This is a genomic window from Ruegeria sp. BG3, from assembly GCF_056538485.1.
Genome location: NZ_JBQFTE010000001.1, coordinates 704,171 through 720,850, shown reverse-complemented (window position 1 = coordinate 720,850; position 16,680 = coordinate 704,171). Strand labels below are relative to the sequence as shown.

17 protein-coding genes are annotated in these 16,680 nt (G+C 58.2%); 9 read left to right on the top strand and 8 right to left on the bottom strand.

From position 1 onward, the window contains the following. Positions 1–91 precede the first annotated feature (91 nt). On the bottom strand, positions 92–991 hold the full coding sequence (locus tag ACR0AI_RS03640; protein WP_480670613.1) for a MurR/RpiR family transcriptional regulator: 900 nt from the start codon (positions 989–991) through the stop codon (positions 92–94). Between the two features lie 89 nt (positions 992–1,080). Here ACR0AI_RS03640 and ACR0AI_RS03635 point away from each other — a divergent pair, with 89 nt between their 5' ends. The 3 genes from ACR0AI_RS03635 to ACR0AI_RS03625 all read left to right on the top strand — a co-directional run bounded on the left by ACR0AI_RS03635 (position 1,081) and on the right by ACR0AI_RS03625 (position 3,609). Next, positions 1,081–1,833, top strand: a complete 753-nt coding sequence (locus ACR0AI_RS03635; RefSeq protein ID WP_480670615.1) for a beta-keto acid cleavage family enzyme — start codon at positions 1,081–1,083, stop codon at positions 1,831–1,833. Then, positions 1,830–3,146: an aspartate aminotransferase family protein gene (locus ACR0AI_RS03630; protein ID WP_480670617.1), complete on the top strand. Its 1,317-nt coding sequence runs from the start codon at positions 1,830–1,832 to the stop codon at positions 3,144–3,146. The genes ACR0AI_RS03635 and ACR0AI_RS03630 overlap by 4 nt, the downstream gene beginning before the upstream one ends. A gap of 73 nt (positions 3,147–3,219) precedes the next feature. Further along, positions 3,220–3,609: a hypothetical protein gene (locus ACR0AI_RS03625; protein ID WP_480701249.1), complete on the top strand. Its 390-nt coding sequence runs from the start codon at positions 3,220–3,222 to the stop codon at positions 3,607–3,609. Between the two features lie 54 nt (positions 3,610–3,663). Here ACR0AI_RS03625 and infC read toward each other — a convergent pair whose 3' ends face one another. From infC to cobA, 7 genes are all read right to left on the bottom strand, one after another. Then, positions 3,664–4,125 (bottom strand): translation initiation factor IF-3, encoded by a 462-nt coding sequence (gene infC / locus ACR0AI_RS03620; protein ID WP_475216281.1) that lies wholly within the window; start codon positions 4,123–4,125, stop codon positions 3,664–3,666. Between the two features lie 245 nt (positions 4,126–4,370). After that, entirely contained in the window at positions 4,371–5,222 is an 852-nt protein-coding gene (locus tag ACR0AI_RS03615) for a ferredoxin--NADP reductase (protein ID WP_480670621.1), read from the bottom strand. Between the two features lie 106 nt (positions 5,223–5,328). Next, positions 5,329–5,736: a DUF934 domain-containing protein gene (locus ACR0AI_RS03610; protein WP_480670623.1), complete on the bottom strand. Its 408-nt coding sequence runs from the start codon at positions 5,734–5,736 to the stop codon at positions 5,329–5,331. Beyond that, entirely contained in the window at positions 5,733–6,494 is a 762-nt protein-coding gene (locus tag ACR0AI_RS03605) for a phosphoadenylyl-sulfate reductase (RefSeq protein WP_480670625.1), read from the bottom strand. Before ACR0AI_RS03605 ends, ACR0AI_RS03610 begins: the two co-directional genes overlap by 4 nt. Then, positions 6,484–8,148, bottom strand: coding sequence for a nitrite/sulfite reductase (locus ACR0AI_RS03600; protein WP_480670627.1), 1,665 nt, complete (start codon positions 8,146–8,148; stop codon positions 6,484–6,486). Before ACR0AI_RS03600 ends, ACR0AI_RS03605 begins: the two co-directional genes overlap by 11 nt. Before the next feature lie 65 nt (positions 8,149–8,213). Continuing rightward, positions 8,214–8,528, bottom strand: coding sequence for a DUF2849 domain-containing protein (locus tag ACR0AI_RS03595; RefSeq protein ID WP_170373575.1), 315 nt, complete (start codon positions 8,526–8,528; stop codon positions 8,214–8,216). Beyond that, positions 8,528–9,304 (bottom strand): uroporphyrinogen-III C-methyltransferase, encoded by a 777-nt coding sequence (gene cobA / locus ACR0AI_RS03590; protein ID WP_480670630.1) that lies wholly within the window; start codon positions 9,302–9,304, stop codon positions 8,528–8,530. The genes ACR0AI_RS03595 and cobA overlap by 1 nt, the downstream gene beginning before the upstream one ends. Positions 9,305–9,445: 141 nt before the next feature. On the opposite strand from cobA, the gene ACR0AI_RS03585 reads away from it, so the two are divergent. The 6 genes from ACR0AI_RS03585 to ACR0AI_RS03560 all read left to right on the top strand — a co-directional run bounded on the left by ACR0AI_RS03585 (position 9,446) and on the right by ACR0AI_RS03560 (position 16,676). After that, positions 9,446–9,925: an Lrp/AsnC family transcriptional regulator gene (locus ACR0AI_RS03585; RefSeq protein ID WP_170373577.1), complete on the top strand. Its 480-nt coding sequence runs from the start codon at positions 9,446–9,448 to the stop codon at positions 9,923–9,925. Between the two features lie 266 nt (positions 9,926–10,191). Continuing rightward, positions 10,192–11,925, top strand: a complete 1,734-nt coding sequence (locus ACR0AI_RS03580; RefSeq protein WP_480670632.1) for a sensor histidine kinase — start codon at positions 10,192–10,194, stop codon at positions 11,923–11,925. Next, complete coding sequence (locus ACR0AI_RS03575; RefSeq protein ID WP_480670634.1) at positions 11,922–13,151, top strand: sigma-54-dependent transcriptional regulator; 1,230 nt, start codon at positions 11,922–11,924, stop codon at positions 13,149–13,151. Before ACR0AI_RS03580 ends, ACR0AI_RS03575 begins: the two co-directional genes overlap by 4 nt. Positions 13,152–13,506: 355 nt before the next feature. Beyond that, entirely contained in the window at positions 13,507–14,508 is a 1,002-nt protein-coding gene (locus tag ACR0AI_RS03570; protein WP_170458080.1) for a DctP family TRAP transporter solute-binding subunit, read from the top strand. A 114-nt stretch (positions 14,509–14,622) separates the two neighbouring features. After that, a complete protein-coding gene (locus ACR0AI_RS03565; RefSeq protein ID WP_170373581.1) occupies positions 14,623–15,300 on the top strand; it encodes a TRAP transporter small permease in 678 nt (225 codons plus the stop codon). Beyond that, a complete protein-coding gene (locus tag ACR0AI_RS03560) occupies positions 15,300–16,676 on the top strand; it encodes a TRAP transporter large permease (protein WP_480670637.1) in 1,377 nt (458 codons plus the stop codon). The genes ACR0AI_RS03565 and ACR0AI_RS03560 overlap by 1 nt, the downstream gene beginning before the upstream one ends. The last annotated feature ends 4 nt before the right edge of the window (positions 16,677–16,680 follow it).

Below are 16,680 nucleotides of genomic sequence, written 5' to 3'. Positions count from 1 at the left end.
TTGGAGTGTTGACAAAACGCGCCGTCCAAAACTGCTCGTAACCGCATAGGTGATAAAACCTAAAGCCCCGGGCAAAACCCCGGGGCTTTTGTTATGGTTTTCTAACCTTCGGTAGCTTTGCAGGTTGCCAATAGGCCCCGGTGTCTTCGCGTGTTTTCTCATAGGCTTCCACGCGGCGCAGGGCGTTTTCTCCGCCAACTGCGAATAGGTGGCTGAGCAGGCATTCCAGAACGGCCATCGCTCCGGAGAAGCTAGAAAAGTGGTGCCTCGACCGCGTGCTGATCTGCAGGCTCAGGTCCGGGCGAATACCGGGTGCGATCATGTCGCTGTCCGAGATAAGGATGATCTTCAAACCTCGGTCCGCGGCGAAGCGCATGGTTCGGATCGTCTCGGACGAATAGGGTCGAACGGTTATGGCCAGCAGACAATCATTCGGCCCCGCATCCAGCAGATCGTCGGTTGCGGACCCCATGTGACGCGGGATCAGTTGTAAACCCGGATGGGCCATGCGGCCTGCATAGTGGAAGTAATGAGCGAGCGCATAACTTGCGCGCGTTGCTGTTATGAAGCAGCGGTTAGCGTTCAAGATAAGCTGGATCACGGCGCTTGTTTTCTCCGGATCCATCAAACGTAGGGATCTTGCCACGACGTTCATTTCATTTCGCGCAAACCCTGCCTGAGCGGTGTCGAACGAAGCATCTGTTCGCACCTCGTTCAACCAATCCCGATCCAAGCGGGTCTCACCATCTGTGACCAGGGCATGTCGAAAGGGTTTGCGCAAGGCGTTGTAGCTATCAAAGCCCATCCGCTGGGCGAGGCGGACAAGAACGTTTGAGCTGACACCGATCTTCGTTGCGGTCGTGCGGATCGGGTCGAGGCCAAAGTCGCCCGGATGGTCTATCACATATTTGGCTGCCGCCTGTAGTTGCGGAGGCATTTGGTCGATTGATTGCCGGAGAGCAGAGATCAGAGGGCTTAGGGCGTCGGTCATAAAACAGAAGAAAACATATGTTTTGAAAATAGCCAATTGAAAACGATCTGTATGAGCGTAGATCGACCTGAAACAGAACGGAGAGTTTCATGACGTCCGAAGCAGGAAAACCCTATGTCCTTGTTGCTCCCAATGGGGCGCGGCGGGGGCATGCGGATCATCCTCAGCTACCAGTGAGCTTGCAGGAAACCCTTCAAACCGCGCATGACTGCCACGCAGCCGGAGCGGACGGGCTGCATCTGCATGTCCGGGATTCGGAGGGGCGGCACTCTTTGGATGCGGGGCTGTATAGTGAAGCCCTAGGCGAGTTGCGCCAGCAGTTGCCGGGTCTGGAGGTGCAGATCACGACCGAGGCCGCGGGGGTCTATGGTGCAGAGGCTCAATTCGAATGCTTGCGGCAGGTGCGACCCACTTGGGCCTCGATCTCTGTACGAGAAGTCTCGGAGATAGCGGATCGGGTCTACGGTCTTTGCTATGATCAGGGGACACGCGTGCAACATATCCTCTATGATGCTGAAGACGCGGCTTTGTTGGGGCGACTACAGGCTGAAGGCGTTGTGAGGGCCGGGCAGGTGGATCGCCTGTTTGTTTTGGGCCGGTATGCGACGGGGCAGGAATCTGCGCCTGACGATCTGGATCAGTTTCCGCAGGAGGGTGATCCGTGGATGCTCTGCGCGTTTGGAGCAAAGGAACACGCGTGTCTGCTGAAGGCCGCGCGGCAGGGCGGGGATGTGCGTGTCGGGTTTGAGAACAGCCTGACGGATTCCTCGGGTCAAACCTGGCCGAACAATGCAGCGTCGGTTGCAGCACTCGTGTCGTTGATCAAAGGAGAACAAGAATGAGCCATGTGTTTCCGCGCCATACCAAAGCCGAGTTGCCTATCGCCGCAGGCGGCGACGGGTGTTACTTGATTGATGCCGATGGCAAACGCTATCTGGATTGTGGCGATGCGGCCGTGTCTTGTCTGGGACATTCCAACCGCGCGGTGATTGAGGCTGTTCAGCAGCAGGTTGAACAGATCGCCTTTGCCCATAGCGGTTTCATGACCTCGGAACCGGCGGAAGAGCTGGCCGATCTGTTGATCCAGCATGCTCCGGGCGATCTGGAGCGGGTGTATTTCGTATCAGGCGGCTCGGAAGCGACTGAGGCGGCAATCAAGCTGGCGCGCCAGTATTACCTTGAGGTCGGTCAGCCTGAACGTCGCCATGTGATTGCGCGTCGCCAAAGCTATCACGGCAATACGCTCGGCGCTTTGTCTGCCGGCGGCAATGCGTGGCGGCGGGCGCAGTTCGCGCCGATGCTGATCGAGATGACCCATGTATCGGCGTGTTATGAATACGCGGAAAAGCCCGATGGTGAGAGCAGCTTTGACTACGGTCAACGCGTCGCGAATGAGTTGGAGCAGGAGATCCTGCGACTTGGACCAGAGACCGTCATGGCGTTCATGGCGGAACCAGTAGTCGGGGCGACTCTCGGTGCCGTTCCGGCGGTCGAGGGGTATTTCAAGCGCATTCGTGAGATTTGTGACCAATACGGGGTTCTGCTGATCCTCGATGAAGTGATGTGTGGAATGGGGCGAACCGGGCATCTGTTTGCTTGCGATCACGATGGCGTGGCACCGGATATTCTGTGCATCGCCAAAGGGTTGGGGGCCGGGTATCAACCGATTGGAGCGATGCTCTGCACGGATAAAATCTATGATGCGATCCAACAGGGCTCGGGCTTTTTCCAGCATGGTCATACCTATATTGGCCATCCGGTGGCGACTGCAGCGGCCTTGGCGGTGGTTCGTGAATTGACCAGCCGAGACCTGCCCGCCCGGGCGGGTGTTATGGGGGATAAGCTTCAGTCAGCGCTAGAAGCGACCTTTGGGCAGCACACCCATGTTGGCGATATCCGGGGCCGGGGCCTGTTTCGTGGGATTGAGCTGGTCGCGGATCGCGAAAGCAAAACTCCGTTCGATCCAGCGCTGGGTGTGGCTGCAAAGATCAAAAAGGCTGCAATGGCCGAGGGGTTGATCTGCTATCCGATGTCGGGAACGCGAGACGGCAAGGCCGGAGATCACATCCTTCTTGCTCCGCCCTTCATCATCGAAGAGGAGCAGATCGACGAGCTTGTCACCAAGCTTGGCCGGGCGATCGCCGCCGTGATCTGACAATCCGGTGACAGCCCTTTTCGCCCCGCGCAATTTTGCTAAGTTTCGCGCGAACTGAAAAAAGGTCGCGACTATGGTGCAGGATATTTGGCAGAGTTTCCGAGGGTTACCCCTTTGGGTGCAAATCTGGGTCGCCGTGATCTTGGCTCCGGTCAACCTGATGCCGTTGTTCTTTCTGGGCCAGCCGCAGGGGGTTTTGATTGCCGGTCTTGCGATCACGGGGATGGCGTTGAACCTGCCGATCATGATTGCCGCGCGCGGGATGAGCGGAGCGATGGCCCTTCCGCATCTCCTGTGCTGGGTTCCGATGGCGATTGTGGTTGCGGGGATGCTGAGCGCAGCAGAAACGCTCAACCCGGCCTATGTTCGGTTCCTGTGGCTGCTGCTGATTGTCGATGTCATCTCGTTAGTATTTGACGTGCGGGATGCAGCCCATTGGATGAGCAGCCGAAAGCCAGGATGAAAAAAGCCCCTTCGGAGATCGAAGGGGCTTGGGAATTTGCGGTGATAGGCCGAGTTACTTCTGCGGTAGCGGGCCGATCATCATGATCATCTGACGGCCTTCCATCTTGGGCATATTCTCAACCTTGCCCAGTTCCTTGATGTCTTCGGCAACGCGCTCCAGCAGTTCGCGACCCAAGTTTTGGTGCGCCATCTCACGGCCGCGGAAGCGCAGGGTGACTTTGACCTTGTCGCCCTTTTCCAGGAACTTATAGACGTTCTTCATCTTGACTTCATAGTCATGCGTGTCGGTGTTGGGCCGGAATTTGACCTCTTTCACCTCGATGATCTTTTGTTTTTTACGGGCTTCGCTTTCGCGTTTCTGTTGTTCGTACTTGAACTTGCCAAAATCCATGATCTTGCAGACCGGCGGGTTCGCGTTGGGCGAGATCTCGACCAGGTCAAGGCCGGCATCGGCGGCAAGTTGCATGGCTTTGGCGGGATGAACCACCCCGACATTTTCACCTTCGGCACCAATCAGGCGGATTTCGGGGGCACGTATCTTTTCATTGACGCGCGGGCCAGTGTCTCTCTGCGGCGGCGCGTTGTGGGGTCTGCGAGCTATGGGTTCATTCCTTTGATTATTGCAGAATTTCGAGGTGGGAATTTAGACGGGTGCGCGCAGTGTTTCAAGCAGCATAAAGGCTTAAAGACTGGAAATTCCCACGATTGAACACAGGAAACAGTTGGCCGGGACCCGATGAACCCGGCCAAACAGGTCGATCAGCCGACAAATGCTTTTTCGATCACGAACTCTTTGGGCTCGGAGTTTGCACCTTCGCGCAGGCCGAATTCCTCGAGGATTTCCTTGATGTCCAAGTTGAATGCCAGCGAACCGCAGACCATCGCACGGTCGGTTTCCGGCTTGATAACGCCTTCGATCCCCAGATCGGCAAACACGGTGCCGTCTTTCAGCAGGTTGGTAATGCGGCCCATCTTCGGGCTCTCTTCCCGAGTCGTTGTTGGGTAGTAGCGGATCTTGTCGGCAAAGCCTTCGCCCATCAGCTCGGCCAGCATTTCGTCCTGACGGATGTTTTCGATCAACTGGCGGCCATATTCCAGCTCGGCCACTTCGCGGCAGGTGTGGGTGATGATCACCTCGTCATAGTCCTCATAGGTCTGAGGCTCGCGCAGCAGCGAGGCGAAAGGGGCAAAGCCGGTGCCGGTGGCGAAGAACCACAGGCGTTTGCCGGGCAGCAGGGCGTCATGAACCAGCGTGCCGACGGGTTTGGGGCGCAGGATGATCTGATCGCCGGGCTGGATGTGCTGCAGCTTCGAAGTCAGCGGGCCATCCTGTACCTTGATCGAGTAGAACTCCAGCTCTTCGTCCCAGGACGGAGATGCAATTGAATAGGCGCGCAGCAGCGGTTTCTGCCGACCGGTTTTCGGATCAGGATCGCCCATCAGGCCGATCATCACGAACTCACCCGAGCGGAAGCGCAGCGTCGCAGGGCGCGACACCCGGAACGAGAATAGGCTGTCGGTCCAGTGTTTGACCTCGGTCACGGTCTGGGCGTCCGGCAGAACGGGGGCCTTTACGGCGGTTGCTTCAGTCACAGGCTTCATCTCTGTCATCGTTTCGCTATCGGTCTGCTAAACCGACATCTCCGTTTAATCTTTGATCCAAGTCAGGAAAAGGGGCGAAATGCCCCTTTCGTGTCACAAGCTGGCGATGGCGGGGTCAGCCCCGCAGGCGAGCCTGATAGTTGTTTTCTTCCCAGTTGGCGCGGGCCAACCACTGATCTTCGGGCTGGCGCGATGCGAGGGCGTCGTCGATCTCGACCTCGTCAAAACCGCTGCGGCGGGCCATGGCGTATTGATCGGCCAGAACGTGCCCTTTGGCGCGCAAACGGCCCGTATAGCCTTTCAGGCGCAACACGCGGGCAATGGTGAAACCGCGACCATCCGCCGAGGACGGGAAGGCCACCCGCACCATCTGTGCATTGCCAAGGCGCTCGACCAGCTCATCGGGGTCGGTGTCCGAGGCCACATCAAGCGCCACAACATCATTGGCCGCGTCTTCAAGCGTTACAAAGCCGTCGGTCCAGTCATCGGGGGAAAACCCCTCATCCGATACAATTACGTTCATGTTTTCTCTCCAGCGCGCACCATTTTGCCGTCGACGAAATGGATGCCGCATTCTTCTTTGTTCTGGTCGCGCCAACGTCCGGCGCGAGGGTCTTCGCCTTCCTTGACCGGCGAGGTGCAGGGCGCACAACCGATGGAGGGATAGCCTTTGGCCACCAGCGGATGGCGAGGCAGGTTGTTTTCATCCATATAGGCGCGCACGTCCTCGGGCGCCCAATGGGCCAGCGGGTTGACCTTGATCCGGCCTGTGCCGTCCTCGACCTCAAAGAACTCGAGCGCAGCGCGGGTGCCCGCCTGAAACCGCTTGCGACCGGTGATCCAACCGCGATAGCCGGTCAGGGCCTGTTGCAGCGGGAAGGTCTTGCGCAGGTTGCAGCACGCATCCGTATCCCGCAGACGCAGTGCGCCATAGGGGTCTTCACGCTGAATGTCCTCATCCTCGGCGCGGATGATTTTAACGTTCTTCAGGCCGAGGCGCTCGCTGACTTCCTGTTGATATTCAAGCGTTTCCGCAAACAACATCATGGTGTCAACAAACAGGACCGGCGTCATCTGGTCGACAACGGCAGCCATGTGCAACAGAACAACCGACTCGGCCCCAAAGCTTGAGACCAGAGCCAGATCGTCGATTTCCTCAATCGCTCCGTGCATGACGTCATGCGCCGAGTGATGGCGGAACCGGGCGTTCAGCGCGGTGACTTTTTCAGTCAGTTCGCTTCGGTCTTTACCCAGTTCCGTCTGGATCAAATCAAGCGGCATTGGCCTGTGCCTCGGGGTAGAGTGCAGCCTTGAAGGGCGCCATACCGACACGGCGGTAGGTTTCCAGGAAGGTCTCTTCGGCGCTCTCCCGCTGGTTCAGATAGGTGTCGACGATGCGCTCGACGGCCGGAACGATCTCATCATAGGCAAAGCCCGGGCCTGTGCGGTCGCCGATGGCCGCGGTCTCGGTGCCGTCGCCGCCCAGAGTGATCTGGTAGTTTTCAACGCCTGCACGATCCAGACCTAGAATGCCGATATGGCCGACATGGTGGTGACCACAGGCGTTGATGCAGCCCGAGATCTTGATCTTCAGGTGGCCGATATCATGCTCCAGCTTCAACTCGTCAAAGCGGGTCGCGATCTGTTCCGCAACCGGGATCGAGCGGGCTGTGGCCAGCGCGCAATAGTCCATGCCGGGGCAGGCGATGATGTCGCTGATCAGGCCGATATTGGCTGTGGCCAGCTCGTGCTCTTTCAACTTGGCGTGGATCGCGGGCAGGTCCGATTTGTGGACATGCGGCAGGATCACGTTCTGCTCATGGCTGACGCGCAGTTCGTCATAGGCGAACTCTTCGGCCAGATCGGCCATCACACGCATCTGCTCGGCGGTTGCATCGCCCGGCGTTTTCCCGTGCTTCTTGATCGAGATCGTGACGATCGCGTGGTCCGCGTTCTTGTGCGGCGCGATGTTGGTGTCGACCCACGACCGGAAGACCGGATCGTTGGTATAGGCGGACTCAAAAGACGCAACCGAAGCTTCGCGGAAGGCTGGAGCCGCAAAATGGCCCTTGATCTCTTCCAGTAGAGCCATGTCGGCGCCTTTGAACTGCGGGCGAACCTGCAAGAAGCGTTCGTTGACCTTGGCGCGGATGGCGTCGATGCCATGCTCGTGCACTGTGATCTTAATGCGTGCCTTGTATTTGTTGTCACGGCGACCGATCTGGTTCCAAACGGAAACGGTGGCTTCTAGGTAAGCCAACAGGTCGTCGAAAGCGACGAACTCGGACAGTTCCTTGCCGATCATCGGGGTCCGGCCCAGGCCACCGCCCACGATCACGCGGGCGCCCAAAACGCCGTCACGTTCGACCAGTTGCAGGCCGATGTCATGTGCCTTGATCACGGCGCGGTCGTTCTCTGACCCGGTGATGGCGATCTTGAACTTACGCGGCATGAACTGGAATTCCGGGTGGTCAGTCGACCACTGGCGCAGGAGTTCGGCATAGGGGCGCGGGTCGGCGACCTCATCCGCAGCGGCACCGGCGAAATGGTCGGCGGTCACGTTTCGGATGGTATTACCCGACGTCTGGATAGCGTGCATGCCAACTTCGGCGAGCGCGTCCAGCATATCCGGCACGTCTTTCAGTTTCGGCCAGTTGTACTGGATGTTCTGACGGGTGGTGAAATGGCCATAGCCTTTGTCCCACTTCTCAGCCAGCAGGGCCAGTTGGCGCATCTGCGCGCTGGACAGCGTGCCATAGGGAATGGCAACGCGCAGCATATAGGCGTGCAGCTGCAGATACAGGCCGTTCATCAAGCGCAGCGGCTTGAACTCATCTTCAGTCAGCGAGCCGTCGATGCGGCGTTCGACCTGTGCGCGGAACTGACGATTGCGCTCGGCCAGGAATGCTGTGTCAAACTCGGAGTAGCGATACATGTGTAGCTGTCCTTAAATGCAGCCCCGAAACCTTGGGGCCTAAATGGGGAGAAAGGGGCCAGAGGTCAGGCCCGGGGCTGCGACTGTGTTTCCTGCTTGCCATGGGCATAGTTCGAGGGTCCGGTGCGGCGGAACTCCTCTCGGAAATGGGTGGGTTCGGGGCCGTTTTCACCAGCCACGGCATCAGCCAGATACGCACCGACGATCTTGTTCGCCTGACGCGCGGCGTCCAGCAAACGGACCTGCGCATGGGCCTCATCGGTGATCAGCTCGGCCTCGGACAGTTCACGCGACCAGCGGTCATCTTCGGTCTGATAAATCACATCGCCTTCGAGCAGATCGTTGGCGGTGACGACTTTGGGGGTAAAAGCGCGGGCCATCAGGCATGCTCCTTTTTGAATTCGGTCAGGGCCTGAGCCGCTTGGCGCGGAGCCAGGCCATAAAACATAAGGGCTGGGCCTTCCATCTCGGCAGCAGCCAGATCTTTTGGCAGACGGTCCAGATTGGTTTCCAGAATGCGTTGGCCGGGGCGCGAGGCGTTCTCGATCAGCGTCACAGGTGTCTGTCGGTCGGCGCCGTGCATGATCAGGCGGCCTTGAATGAACCGTGCTGATTTCTTGCCCATATAGACCGCCGCAACTGATCCCAGGCGCGCGAGGGCCGCCCAGTCGTGATCCGCGAACCCTTTCATATCGTGGCCGGTCAGAAACCGAACCGAGGAGTTGCGACCGCGCCGGGTCAGGCTTTGACCGATCCCGGCCACGGCAGCAGAGGCCGCAGTGATACCCGGTACGATCTGCCACGCGATACCTGCGGCCGCGACGGCCTCAATCTCTTCGTCCAGACGCCCGAAGACGGTCGGATCGCCTGATTTCAAGCGCACAACACGTTGGCCCTCAAGGGCGTAAGAAACAAGCAGTGCGTCGATGTCTTCCTGTTTCCACGAAGGCCCGAAACCGGCCTTGCCAACATCGACCAGAATTGCGGACTGACCAGCCAGTTTCAGAACCTCTGCGCTGATTAGGCGATCATGCAGTACGACATCTGCCCGCTCAAAGGCTTTGACCGCCATGAGCGTGAGCAAATCCGGATCACCGGGTCCTGCGCCGACAAAATCGACGTGCCCTAAGTTTTTTTGTGACTCCGACTGCGTCATCTTCTGTTCCAGTTGGTTTGACTTGTCCTGATATATAGGAAATATTCCCGGTATCGCGCCATATGTCGCGTCAAATAAGAACATTCGTTCTCATGGGTTTAAATTTTGGAACGCTGGTTTCGAAACGCAAGGAAAATTGGAATGTCGGTGCGAATAGATGACACAGATCGGAAAATTCTGGCTGAACTGCAGCGCGATGCCAGCCAATCTCTGGACGAAATAGCGGCGCAGGTCGGCAGTTCCAAGACGCCTGTGTGGAATCGAATCCGCAAGTTGAAGGGGGCCGGCATCATCGGTCAGCAGACCGTTTTGCTTGATGCCGAAGCTCTTGGTTTTGAGGCCACGTTCTTTGTCTTAATCCGTACCTCTGAGCATGAGGCCGAATGGCAGCGCAAATTCCTGAAGGCGCTGCGTGATCAACCCGAAGTCCAAGAGGCCCATCGGCTGGCAGGGGACATTGATTACATCCTGAAAGTGAGGGTCAAGAATGCCCGCGCCTATGATCAGTTCTACCAACAGCTGATATCAGAGGTGCGTGTTCACAACGTGACCGCACTTTTGTCGATGGAAGAGATCAAGTCGACCACGATGCTGCCTCTCAACGCTTTGGTGGAGAGCTAGCAATAGATTGGGGGCGCTGCCCCCGCCGCCCCTGAAGGGGCGACTCCCCCGAGGTATTTTTAGCCAGATGAATAAAGGATTCCATGCTTCATCTGGCCCTAAATATCCCCGCCGGAGGCATCGTGCGGTAGCGCGGTTTTCTTGAATCTTTTGCCCGCCCGGAGGCTGATTTATTTCGTCTTTGCGGCGGGATGCAGTCTGGCACGAAGCTTTTTGGAAGTTGTGCGGACTTGCCATAAGGCGCCGCCAATGCAAGACCGTAGGACATGCAGCGTATTTTGGTCATTGCCGGATTTCTACTGATGGTCGGAGTTTTGTCTTCGACTGTATGGTCCTACGGCTACCGGCAGGCTGTGTTTCAACTCAGCGAAAAGGCCGAGGCAGATTTGGATCTTGCGGCAGATCGGTTGACCACGCAGTTGCAGGTTTATCAGGAACTGGCGGTGCTGATGGCCAGCCACCCCGTGCTTGAGGATCTGGATACACTATCCGGACGCTCCACCGCGCAGGCACTACTGTTGGAGGTCTCGGATAAAACGGCGGCGGTCGAGGTTCTTTATGCCGACCGGTCCGGGACGGTTCTGGCCTCTGCGCATAAAGGTGTCGCAGGCTCGGTCCGAAACAATCCGGCCTTCACACGCGCCATGCAAGGCGCGCTGGGAAGCGCACATGGTATCTTGCCGGGGCCCGGCAATCGGATTTTCACCTATGCCGCACCCGATTTCGATGAGAGCGGAGCGGTGATCGGGGCTTTGATCGTGATTGCTGACGTTGAGGACATTGAGCAAACTTGGCGCGGCAGCACCGAAGCGGTGTTCTTTGTCGACCATTCAGGTCTGGTCTTCATTTCAAACCGGTTGGAACTGCTGATGTGGCAACGCGTGGGTGAGGAGGTTGGCTTGACCCCTCCGGATGGGCGGATGGTTTCATTTCAGGCACGGCGTTTGGGGCCGTATGAACTCTGGACACTGGATTGGAGTCCATATCTGCCGCGACGGGCTTTGCATCTTGTCAAGGAATTGCCAGTGATCGGCATGACCGGTGAGGTCTTGATGGATGTTGCTCCGGCGCGGCGATTGGCGGGCTTGCAAGCCGCGACAGTCGCAGCCCTCTGTTTGGCTTTCGGCGCGCTGCTGTTTCTGGCAACCGAGCGGAGGCGCACGCTGACAGAGGCAAACGCGGTGCTGGAAACCCGTGTGGCAAAACGCACCAAAGATCTGACGAAAGCAAATGCCGCGCTGCGCCGCGAGATCACAGAGCGGCAGGAGGCCGAAGCCGCCCTGAAGCGCGCTCAGGCGGATCTTGTGCAGGCCGGTAAGCTAAGTGCACTCGGACAGATGTCCGCCGGGATCAGCCATGAATTGAACCAGCCTTTGATGGCGATCCAGCAGTTTGCCGACAATGGCTCAGCCTTCATGGAGAGAGGGAAATCCGAGAAAGCCGCGGAAAATCTGGGTCGAATTTCTCAGATGGCAGCACGTATGGCGCGGATCATCAAGAACCTACGCGCATTTGCCCGCAATGAAAGCGAACCGATGGGGCGCGTGGATCTGGTGCAGGTTCTGAACGCTGCGGTCGAGTTGACCGAAGCACGGCTGCGTTCCGAAAGTGTCTCGCTGGACTGGTTCGCGCCCGAACATCCTGTCTTTGCCTGGGGGGGCGAGGTTCGGTTGGTGCAGGTTTTTGTGAACCTGATCAACAACGCAGCCGATGCAATGAGCCAACAAGAAGACCGCCGCATTCAGATCGCGATCCATCCGGGTGAAAGGCTATCGGTTATTGTGCGGGACATCGGGCCGGGGATCGAGAATACGGAAAAGCTGTTCGAGCCGTTTTATTCCACCAAGGCCGTTGGCTCTTCAGAAGGGATGGGACTTGGGCTTTCGATCTCTTATGGTCTGGTCCAGAGCTTCGGGGGCAATATCCGTGGGATCAACACGGAAGAAGGGGCAGAGTTCACGGTCGAACTGGAGCCCTGCGAGAAGGAACAGGCAGCATGAGTCGGGTCGTTTTGTTGGTGGATGACGACGCTGCGGTGCGTGAGGCGCTGGCCCAGACCCTCGAACTGGCCGAGTATCAACCGATCGCGGCGGGGTCTTTTGTGGCCGCCAAAGACCACATTCGGGCTGGTTTTCCAGGTGTCATCCTGTCAGATATCCGTATGCCCGGGAGGGATGGGTTTCATCTGCTCAGCTACGCGCAAGAAATCGACCCGGAGTTGCCGGTGGTTTTGCTGACGGGTGAGGGTGACATTCCGATGGCGGTTCAGGCCATGGGGCAGGGGGCCTTCGACTTTCTGGAGAAACCCTGTGCCGCGGCGGACCTTCTGGCGGTGCTCGACCGGGCGTTTGACGCCCGCGCGCATATCATCCAGCAGCGGGCGTTGAAATCCGAGCTGGAACGCGGAGACCCCGCGGCACGACTTTTGTTCGGCCTTTCGCCTCAGGCCGAGGACTTGCGCGAGCGGGTGCGCAGTGTCGCTCCGACTGGCGCCGAGGTTCTGGTCACCGGTCCGGCGGGCAGCGGGATTTCCAAAGTCGCCGAGGTTGTGCATCTGATGTCGCCCATTGGGCAGGGACCGTTCGTCAAACGCGCGGCGGCCGGATTGAGCGTTCAGGAATTCACCCAAGCCCGCGAAGATGCTAAGGGCGGGTCCCTGTTTTTGGACGAGATATCGGCGATGCCGCAGGCTACTCAGTATGAAGCGCTGGACGTGATTGAGCGCGGCGCAGGGGCGCGGATCATCGCGGGCACGACCTCGGATCTGTCTTCGATCTCTGCCGAGGGCCGGTTCAACGCCGATCTCTACTACCGATTGGATGTGATGCGCGTGCGCATTCCGTCTCTGGCGGAGCGCCCCGAGGATATCCCGACGCTGTTTCGTCACTATGTTGCCCAGGCCGCCGAGCAGGCGGGAATTGCTGAACCGGACGTTTCACCTGAGCATCTTGCGGCATTGATGGCCAGCGATTGGCCGGGTAATGCGCGCTCTTTGATGTCGTCGGCCATGCGGTTTGTTTTAGGGATGCCCGAGGAGGTTACCGAGGCGACGGATCTGGGCTTGAACGAGCAGATGGCACGGGTGGAACGTTCGTTGCTGATCGCAGCGTTGGGGCGGCACAACGGAAAGGCCTCGGACGCAGCGAAGGCGCTGAAGCTGCCACGCAAGACGTTCTACGACAAACTGGCGCGCTATCAGATTCGGCCCGAGGATTACCGGCGATAGGGTATCCTCCCGCCAGCTTTGCCCGCATTTGCATGCGGTTAAAGCTGTTGGGCCAAGCAGTTCGCCTAGGCGGGCTGCGGATGGTGTCAGAGCGATTCGGGGGTGATTCGAAAAACTGTGCGGAATTCCGCACAGCGTCGTCGAGAGATGTGCGGGATTTCGCACATTGGCGACGCTGGCCTAATTTCGTGTTTTAGAGTTAGGTTTTAATTATCTGTTTTAACGGGATAAATTCTGACAACCCAAAGCCCGCTACAAATTGTTGTTTCACCGTGAAGCAGTCGGTTCACTGCTGTCCATACGGTGCCGAAATGGGGCCGATGAGACATTTCGAGGAAGTCTGGGAGGAAAACAGATGAAATTCCTAACAACAGCAGCCACAGCGCTGGCTTTGACGGTAACGGCGACGGCGGGCATGGCTGCGTGTGACGATGGTGAGATCGTCGTAAAGTTCGCGCATGTGACGAACACAGACAAGCACCCCAAAGGTATCGCTGCCTCGCTGCTGGAACAGCGCGTCAATGACGAGATGCAGGGCGTTATGTGCGTTGAGGTCTATCCGAACTCGACGCTCTACAATGATGACAAGGTTCTTGAGGCAATGCTGCAGGGCGATGTGCAACTGGCCGCACCTTCGTTGTCCAAGTTCGAAAAGTTCACCAAGCAGTTCCGCCTGTTCGACCTGCCGTTCATGTTCAAGAACATTGACGCAGTGGATGCCTTCCAGGCCTCGGATGCCGGTCAGGCAATGAAGGACAGCATGCAACGCCGAGGTCTGCAGGGGCTGGCGTTCTGGCACAATGGCATGAAGCAGATGTCGGCGAACAAGCCGCTGGAAACTCCGGCTGATGCAGATGGTCTGAAGTTCCGCGTGCAGTCCTCGGACGTGCTAGTTGCGCAGATGGAGGCCATCGGTGGCAGCCCGCAGAAGATGGCGTTCTCGGAAGTCTACGGCGCGCTGCAACAGGGCGTTGTCGACGGGCAGGAGAACACCTGGTCAAACATCTACGGCAAGAAGTTCTTCGAGGTGCAGGACGGCATCACCGAGACCAACCACGGTATCATCGACTATCTGGTCGTGACCTCGGTGGACTGGCTGGACAGCCTCGACCCCGAAGTGCGTGATCAATTCCTGACCATTCTGGCTGAGGTCACCGAGACCCGTAACAAAGAAGCCTTTGCCGTGAACGAAGCTGCCAAAGCCTCGATCACCGAAGCGGGTGGCATCATTCGTCAGCTGACGCCCGAACAGCGTCAGGCCTGGGTCGACACGATGAAACCGGTTTGGGACCAGTTTGCGGATGACGTAGGTCAGGACAAGATCGACGCCGCTCAGGCTATTAACGCTGGGTTCTGATCCCGGTTCAAGCCGCGCGCTGGGGACTGGGGAGTAATCTGCGTGCAGGCCGGGCGGGCCAAACGAAGGCCCGCCCCAACACTCTCATCATCAAAAAAATGTGGGGACAGATAGATGTCTGGTGCGAAATCCGGCCCGGCTGGGCTGGTCGACCATATCGAAGAAACCCTGATCGCGGTGCTACTTGGCCTGATGACGGCCGTGACCTTTGCCAACGTGATCGCGCGGTTCTTCTTCAACTCGAATATCCTGTGGGCGCTTGAGCTGACGGTCTTCCTGTTTGGGTGGCTGGTGCTTTTGGGGGCGTCCTATGCCGTCAAGAAACACGCCCATCTGGGTGTGGATGCGATCCTGAACATGCTGGCCCCTGCGCCGCGCCGGATTCTGGCGCTGATCTCTGTGGCCTGTTGTCTGGCGTTTTCGCTCCTGTTGCTGAAGGGGTCCTATGATTATTGGGCTGTCTTCGCGGATCTGCCGCCAACCTCGGGACGCTGGTTTCCCACGGGTCTGAACTTCGACGCGCGCAGTCAGAGCTTTTACGAGGTTGACGATATCCCGATGATCGCGCCTTTCCGCTTTCTCGAGGACTTAATTAACTACGGCGAATATTACGAGAAGCTGCCCAAGGTTGTTCCTTATTTCATCCTGCCACTGTCGATGTTGCTGCTGGTGATCCGCTTTGCGCAGGTCGCGGTGCAGATTTGGCGTGGTGAGGCGGATCGTTTGGTCGCCAGCCACGAGGTTGAGGATGAGATCGAAGAGGTTCGTGCGCAGCAAGGAGAGCATGACTAATGGACGTTGTACTTCTTTTTTCCATGGTCATCGGCCTGCTGCTGATCGGGGTTCCGATTGCGGTGGCACTTGGCCTCAGCTCGACCCTGTTCCTGCTGATATACTCAGACAGCTCACTAGCTTCGGTTGCAGGCACGCTGTTTGAGGCGTTCGAGGGGCACTTCACCCTGCTGGCGATCCCGTTCTTTATCCTCGCCTCGTCCTTCATGACGACCGGAGGGGTCGCGCGGCGGATCATCCGGTTCTCGATTGCCTGTGTGGGGCACCTTCCGGGTGGTCTGGCGATTGCAGGCGTGTTTGCCTGTATGTTGTTCGCTGCGCTTTCGGGGTCGTCGCCTGCAACAGTTGTGGCGATCGGCTCAATCGTCATCGCGGGAATGCGTCAGGTTGGCTATTCCAAGGAATTCGCCGCTGGTGTGATATGTAATGCCGGTACGCTGGGTATCCTGATCCCGCCGTCGATTGTAATGGTTGTCTACGCGGCCGCCGTTGAGGTCTCGGTCGGGCGTATGTTCCTTGCGGGGGTCATCCCTGGCCTGATGGCGGGTTTGATGCTGATGATCACCATCTACGTCATGGCGAAGGTCAAGAACCTGCCCAAAGGCGATTGGAAAGGCTGGGGTGAGATCTTTGTTTCCGCCCGCGAGGCCGGTTGGGGCCTGTTCCTGATCGTCATCATCCTCGGCGGTATCTACGGGGGCATCTTTACCCCGACCGAGGCCGCTGCGGTGGCTGCCGTCTATGCCTTCTTCATCGCGAGCTTTGTCTATAAGGACATGGGGCCGCTTAGCACCGAGGAAGGTACGCAGAACCTGCCGCTGCTCAAAAAGCCCTATGCTCTGGTCACGGCCTTCTTCCACCCCGATACCAAGCACACGCTGTTCGAGGCCGGAAAGCTGACCGTCACGCTGCTGTTCGTGATCGCCAACGCGCTGATCCTCAAGCATGTGCTGACGGATGAACAGGTACCGCAGCATATTGCCAGCGCCATGCTGTCAGCGGGTCTGGGCCCGGTGACCTTCCTGATCGTGGTGAACGTGATCCTGCTGATCGGCGGTCAGTTCATGGAACCCTCGGGTCTGCTGGTGATCGTGGCGCCTTTGGTGTTCCCGATTGCCATCGAGCTGGGCATCGATCCGATCCATCTGGGCATCATCATGGTGGTGAATATGGAGATCGGGATGATCACGCCTCCGGTCGGGCTGAATCTGTTCGTGACCTCGGGCGTTGCCGGGATGCCGATGATGGGCGTCGTGAAGGCCGCGCTGCCGTTCCTGGCCGTGCTGTTCGTCTTCCTGATAATGGTGACGTATATCCCGTGGATATCGACCTTCCTGCCCAACACCTTCATGGGGCCGGAAATCATAACCAACTAAGGGT

Excerpts from the sequence above, each read along its gene's own strand:
- ACR0AI_RS03630 (WP_480670617.1), top strand. The coding sequence starts at position 1,830 with ATGAGCCATGTGTTTCCGCGCCATACCAAAGCCGAGTTGCCTATCGCC.
- ACR0AI_RS03625 (WP_480701249.1), top strand. The coding sequence starts at position 3,220 with ATGGTGCAGGATATTTGGCAGAGTTTCCGAGGGTTACCCCTTTGGGTG.
- ACR0AI_RS03640 (WP_480670613.1), bottom strand. The coding sequence starts at position 991 with ATGACCGACGCCCTAAGCCCTCTGATCTCTGCTCTCCGGCAATCAATC.
- ACR0AI_RS03610 (WP_480670623.1), bottom strand. The coding sequence starts at position 5,736 with ATGAACGTAATTGTATCGGATGAGGGGTTTTCCCCCGATGACTGGACC.
- ACR0AI_RS03600 (WP_480670627.1), bottom strand. The coding sequence starts at position 8,148 with ATGTATCGCTACTCCGAGTTTGACACAGCATTCCTGGCCGAGCGCAAT.
- ACR0AI_RS03635 (WP_480670615.1), top strand. The coding sequence starts at position 1,081 with ATGACGTCCGAAGCAGGAAAACCCTATGTCCTTGTTGCTCCCAATGGG.
- ACR0AI_RS03580 (WP_480670632.1), top strand. The coding sequence starts at position 10,192 with ATGCAGCGTATTTTGGTCATTGCCGGATTTCTACTGATGGTCGGAGTT.
- ACR0AI_RS03570 (WP_170458080.1), top strand. The coding sequence starts at position 13,507 with ATGAAATTCCTAACAACAGCAGCCACAGCGCTGGCTTTGACGGTAACG.
- cobA (WP_480670630.1), bottom strand. The coding sequence starts at position 9,304 with ATGACGCAGTCGGAGTCACAAAAAAACTTAGGGCACGTCGATTTTGTC.
- ACR0AI_RS03560 (WP_480670637.1), top strand. The coding sequence starts at position 15,300 with ATGGACGTTGTACTTCTTTTTTCCATGGTCATCGGCCTGCTGCTGATC.
- ACR0AI_RS03565 (WP_170373581.1), top strand. The coding sequence starts at position 14,623 with ATGTCTGGTGCGAAATCCGGCCCGGCTGGGCTGGTCGACCATATCGAA.
- ACR0AI_RS03595 (WP_170373575.1), bottom strand. The coding sequence starts at position 8,528 with ATGGCCCGCGCTTTTACCCCCAAAGTCGTCACCGCCAACGATCTGCTC.
- ACR0AI_RS03575 (WP_480670634.1), top strand. The coding sequence starts at position 11,922 with ATGAGTCGGGTCGTTTTGTTGGTGGATGACGACGCTGCGGTGCGTGAG.
- ACR0AI_RS03615 (WP_480670621.1), bottom strand. The coding sequence starts at position 5,222 with ATGACAGAGATGAAGCCTGTGACTGAAGCAACCGCCGTAAAGGCCCCC.
- ACR0AI_RS03585 (WP_170373577.1), top strand. The coding sequence starts at position 9,446 with ATGTCGGTGCGAATAGATGACACAGATCGGAAAATTCTGGCTGAACTG.
- ACR0AI_RS03605 (WP_480670625.1), bottom strand. The coding sequence starts at position 6,494 with ATGCCGCTTGATTTGATCCAGACGGAACTGGGTAAAGACCGAAGCGAA.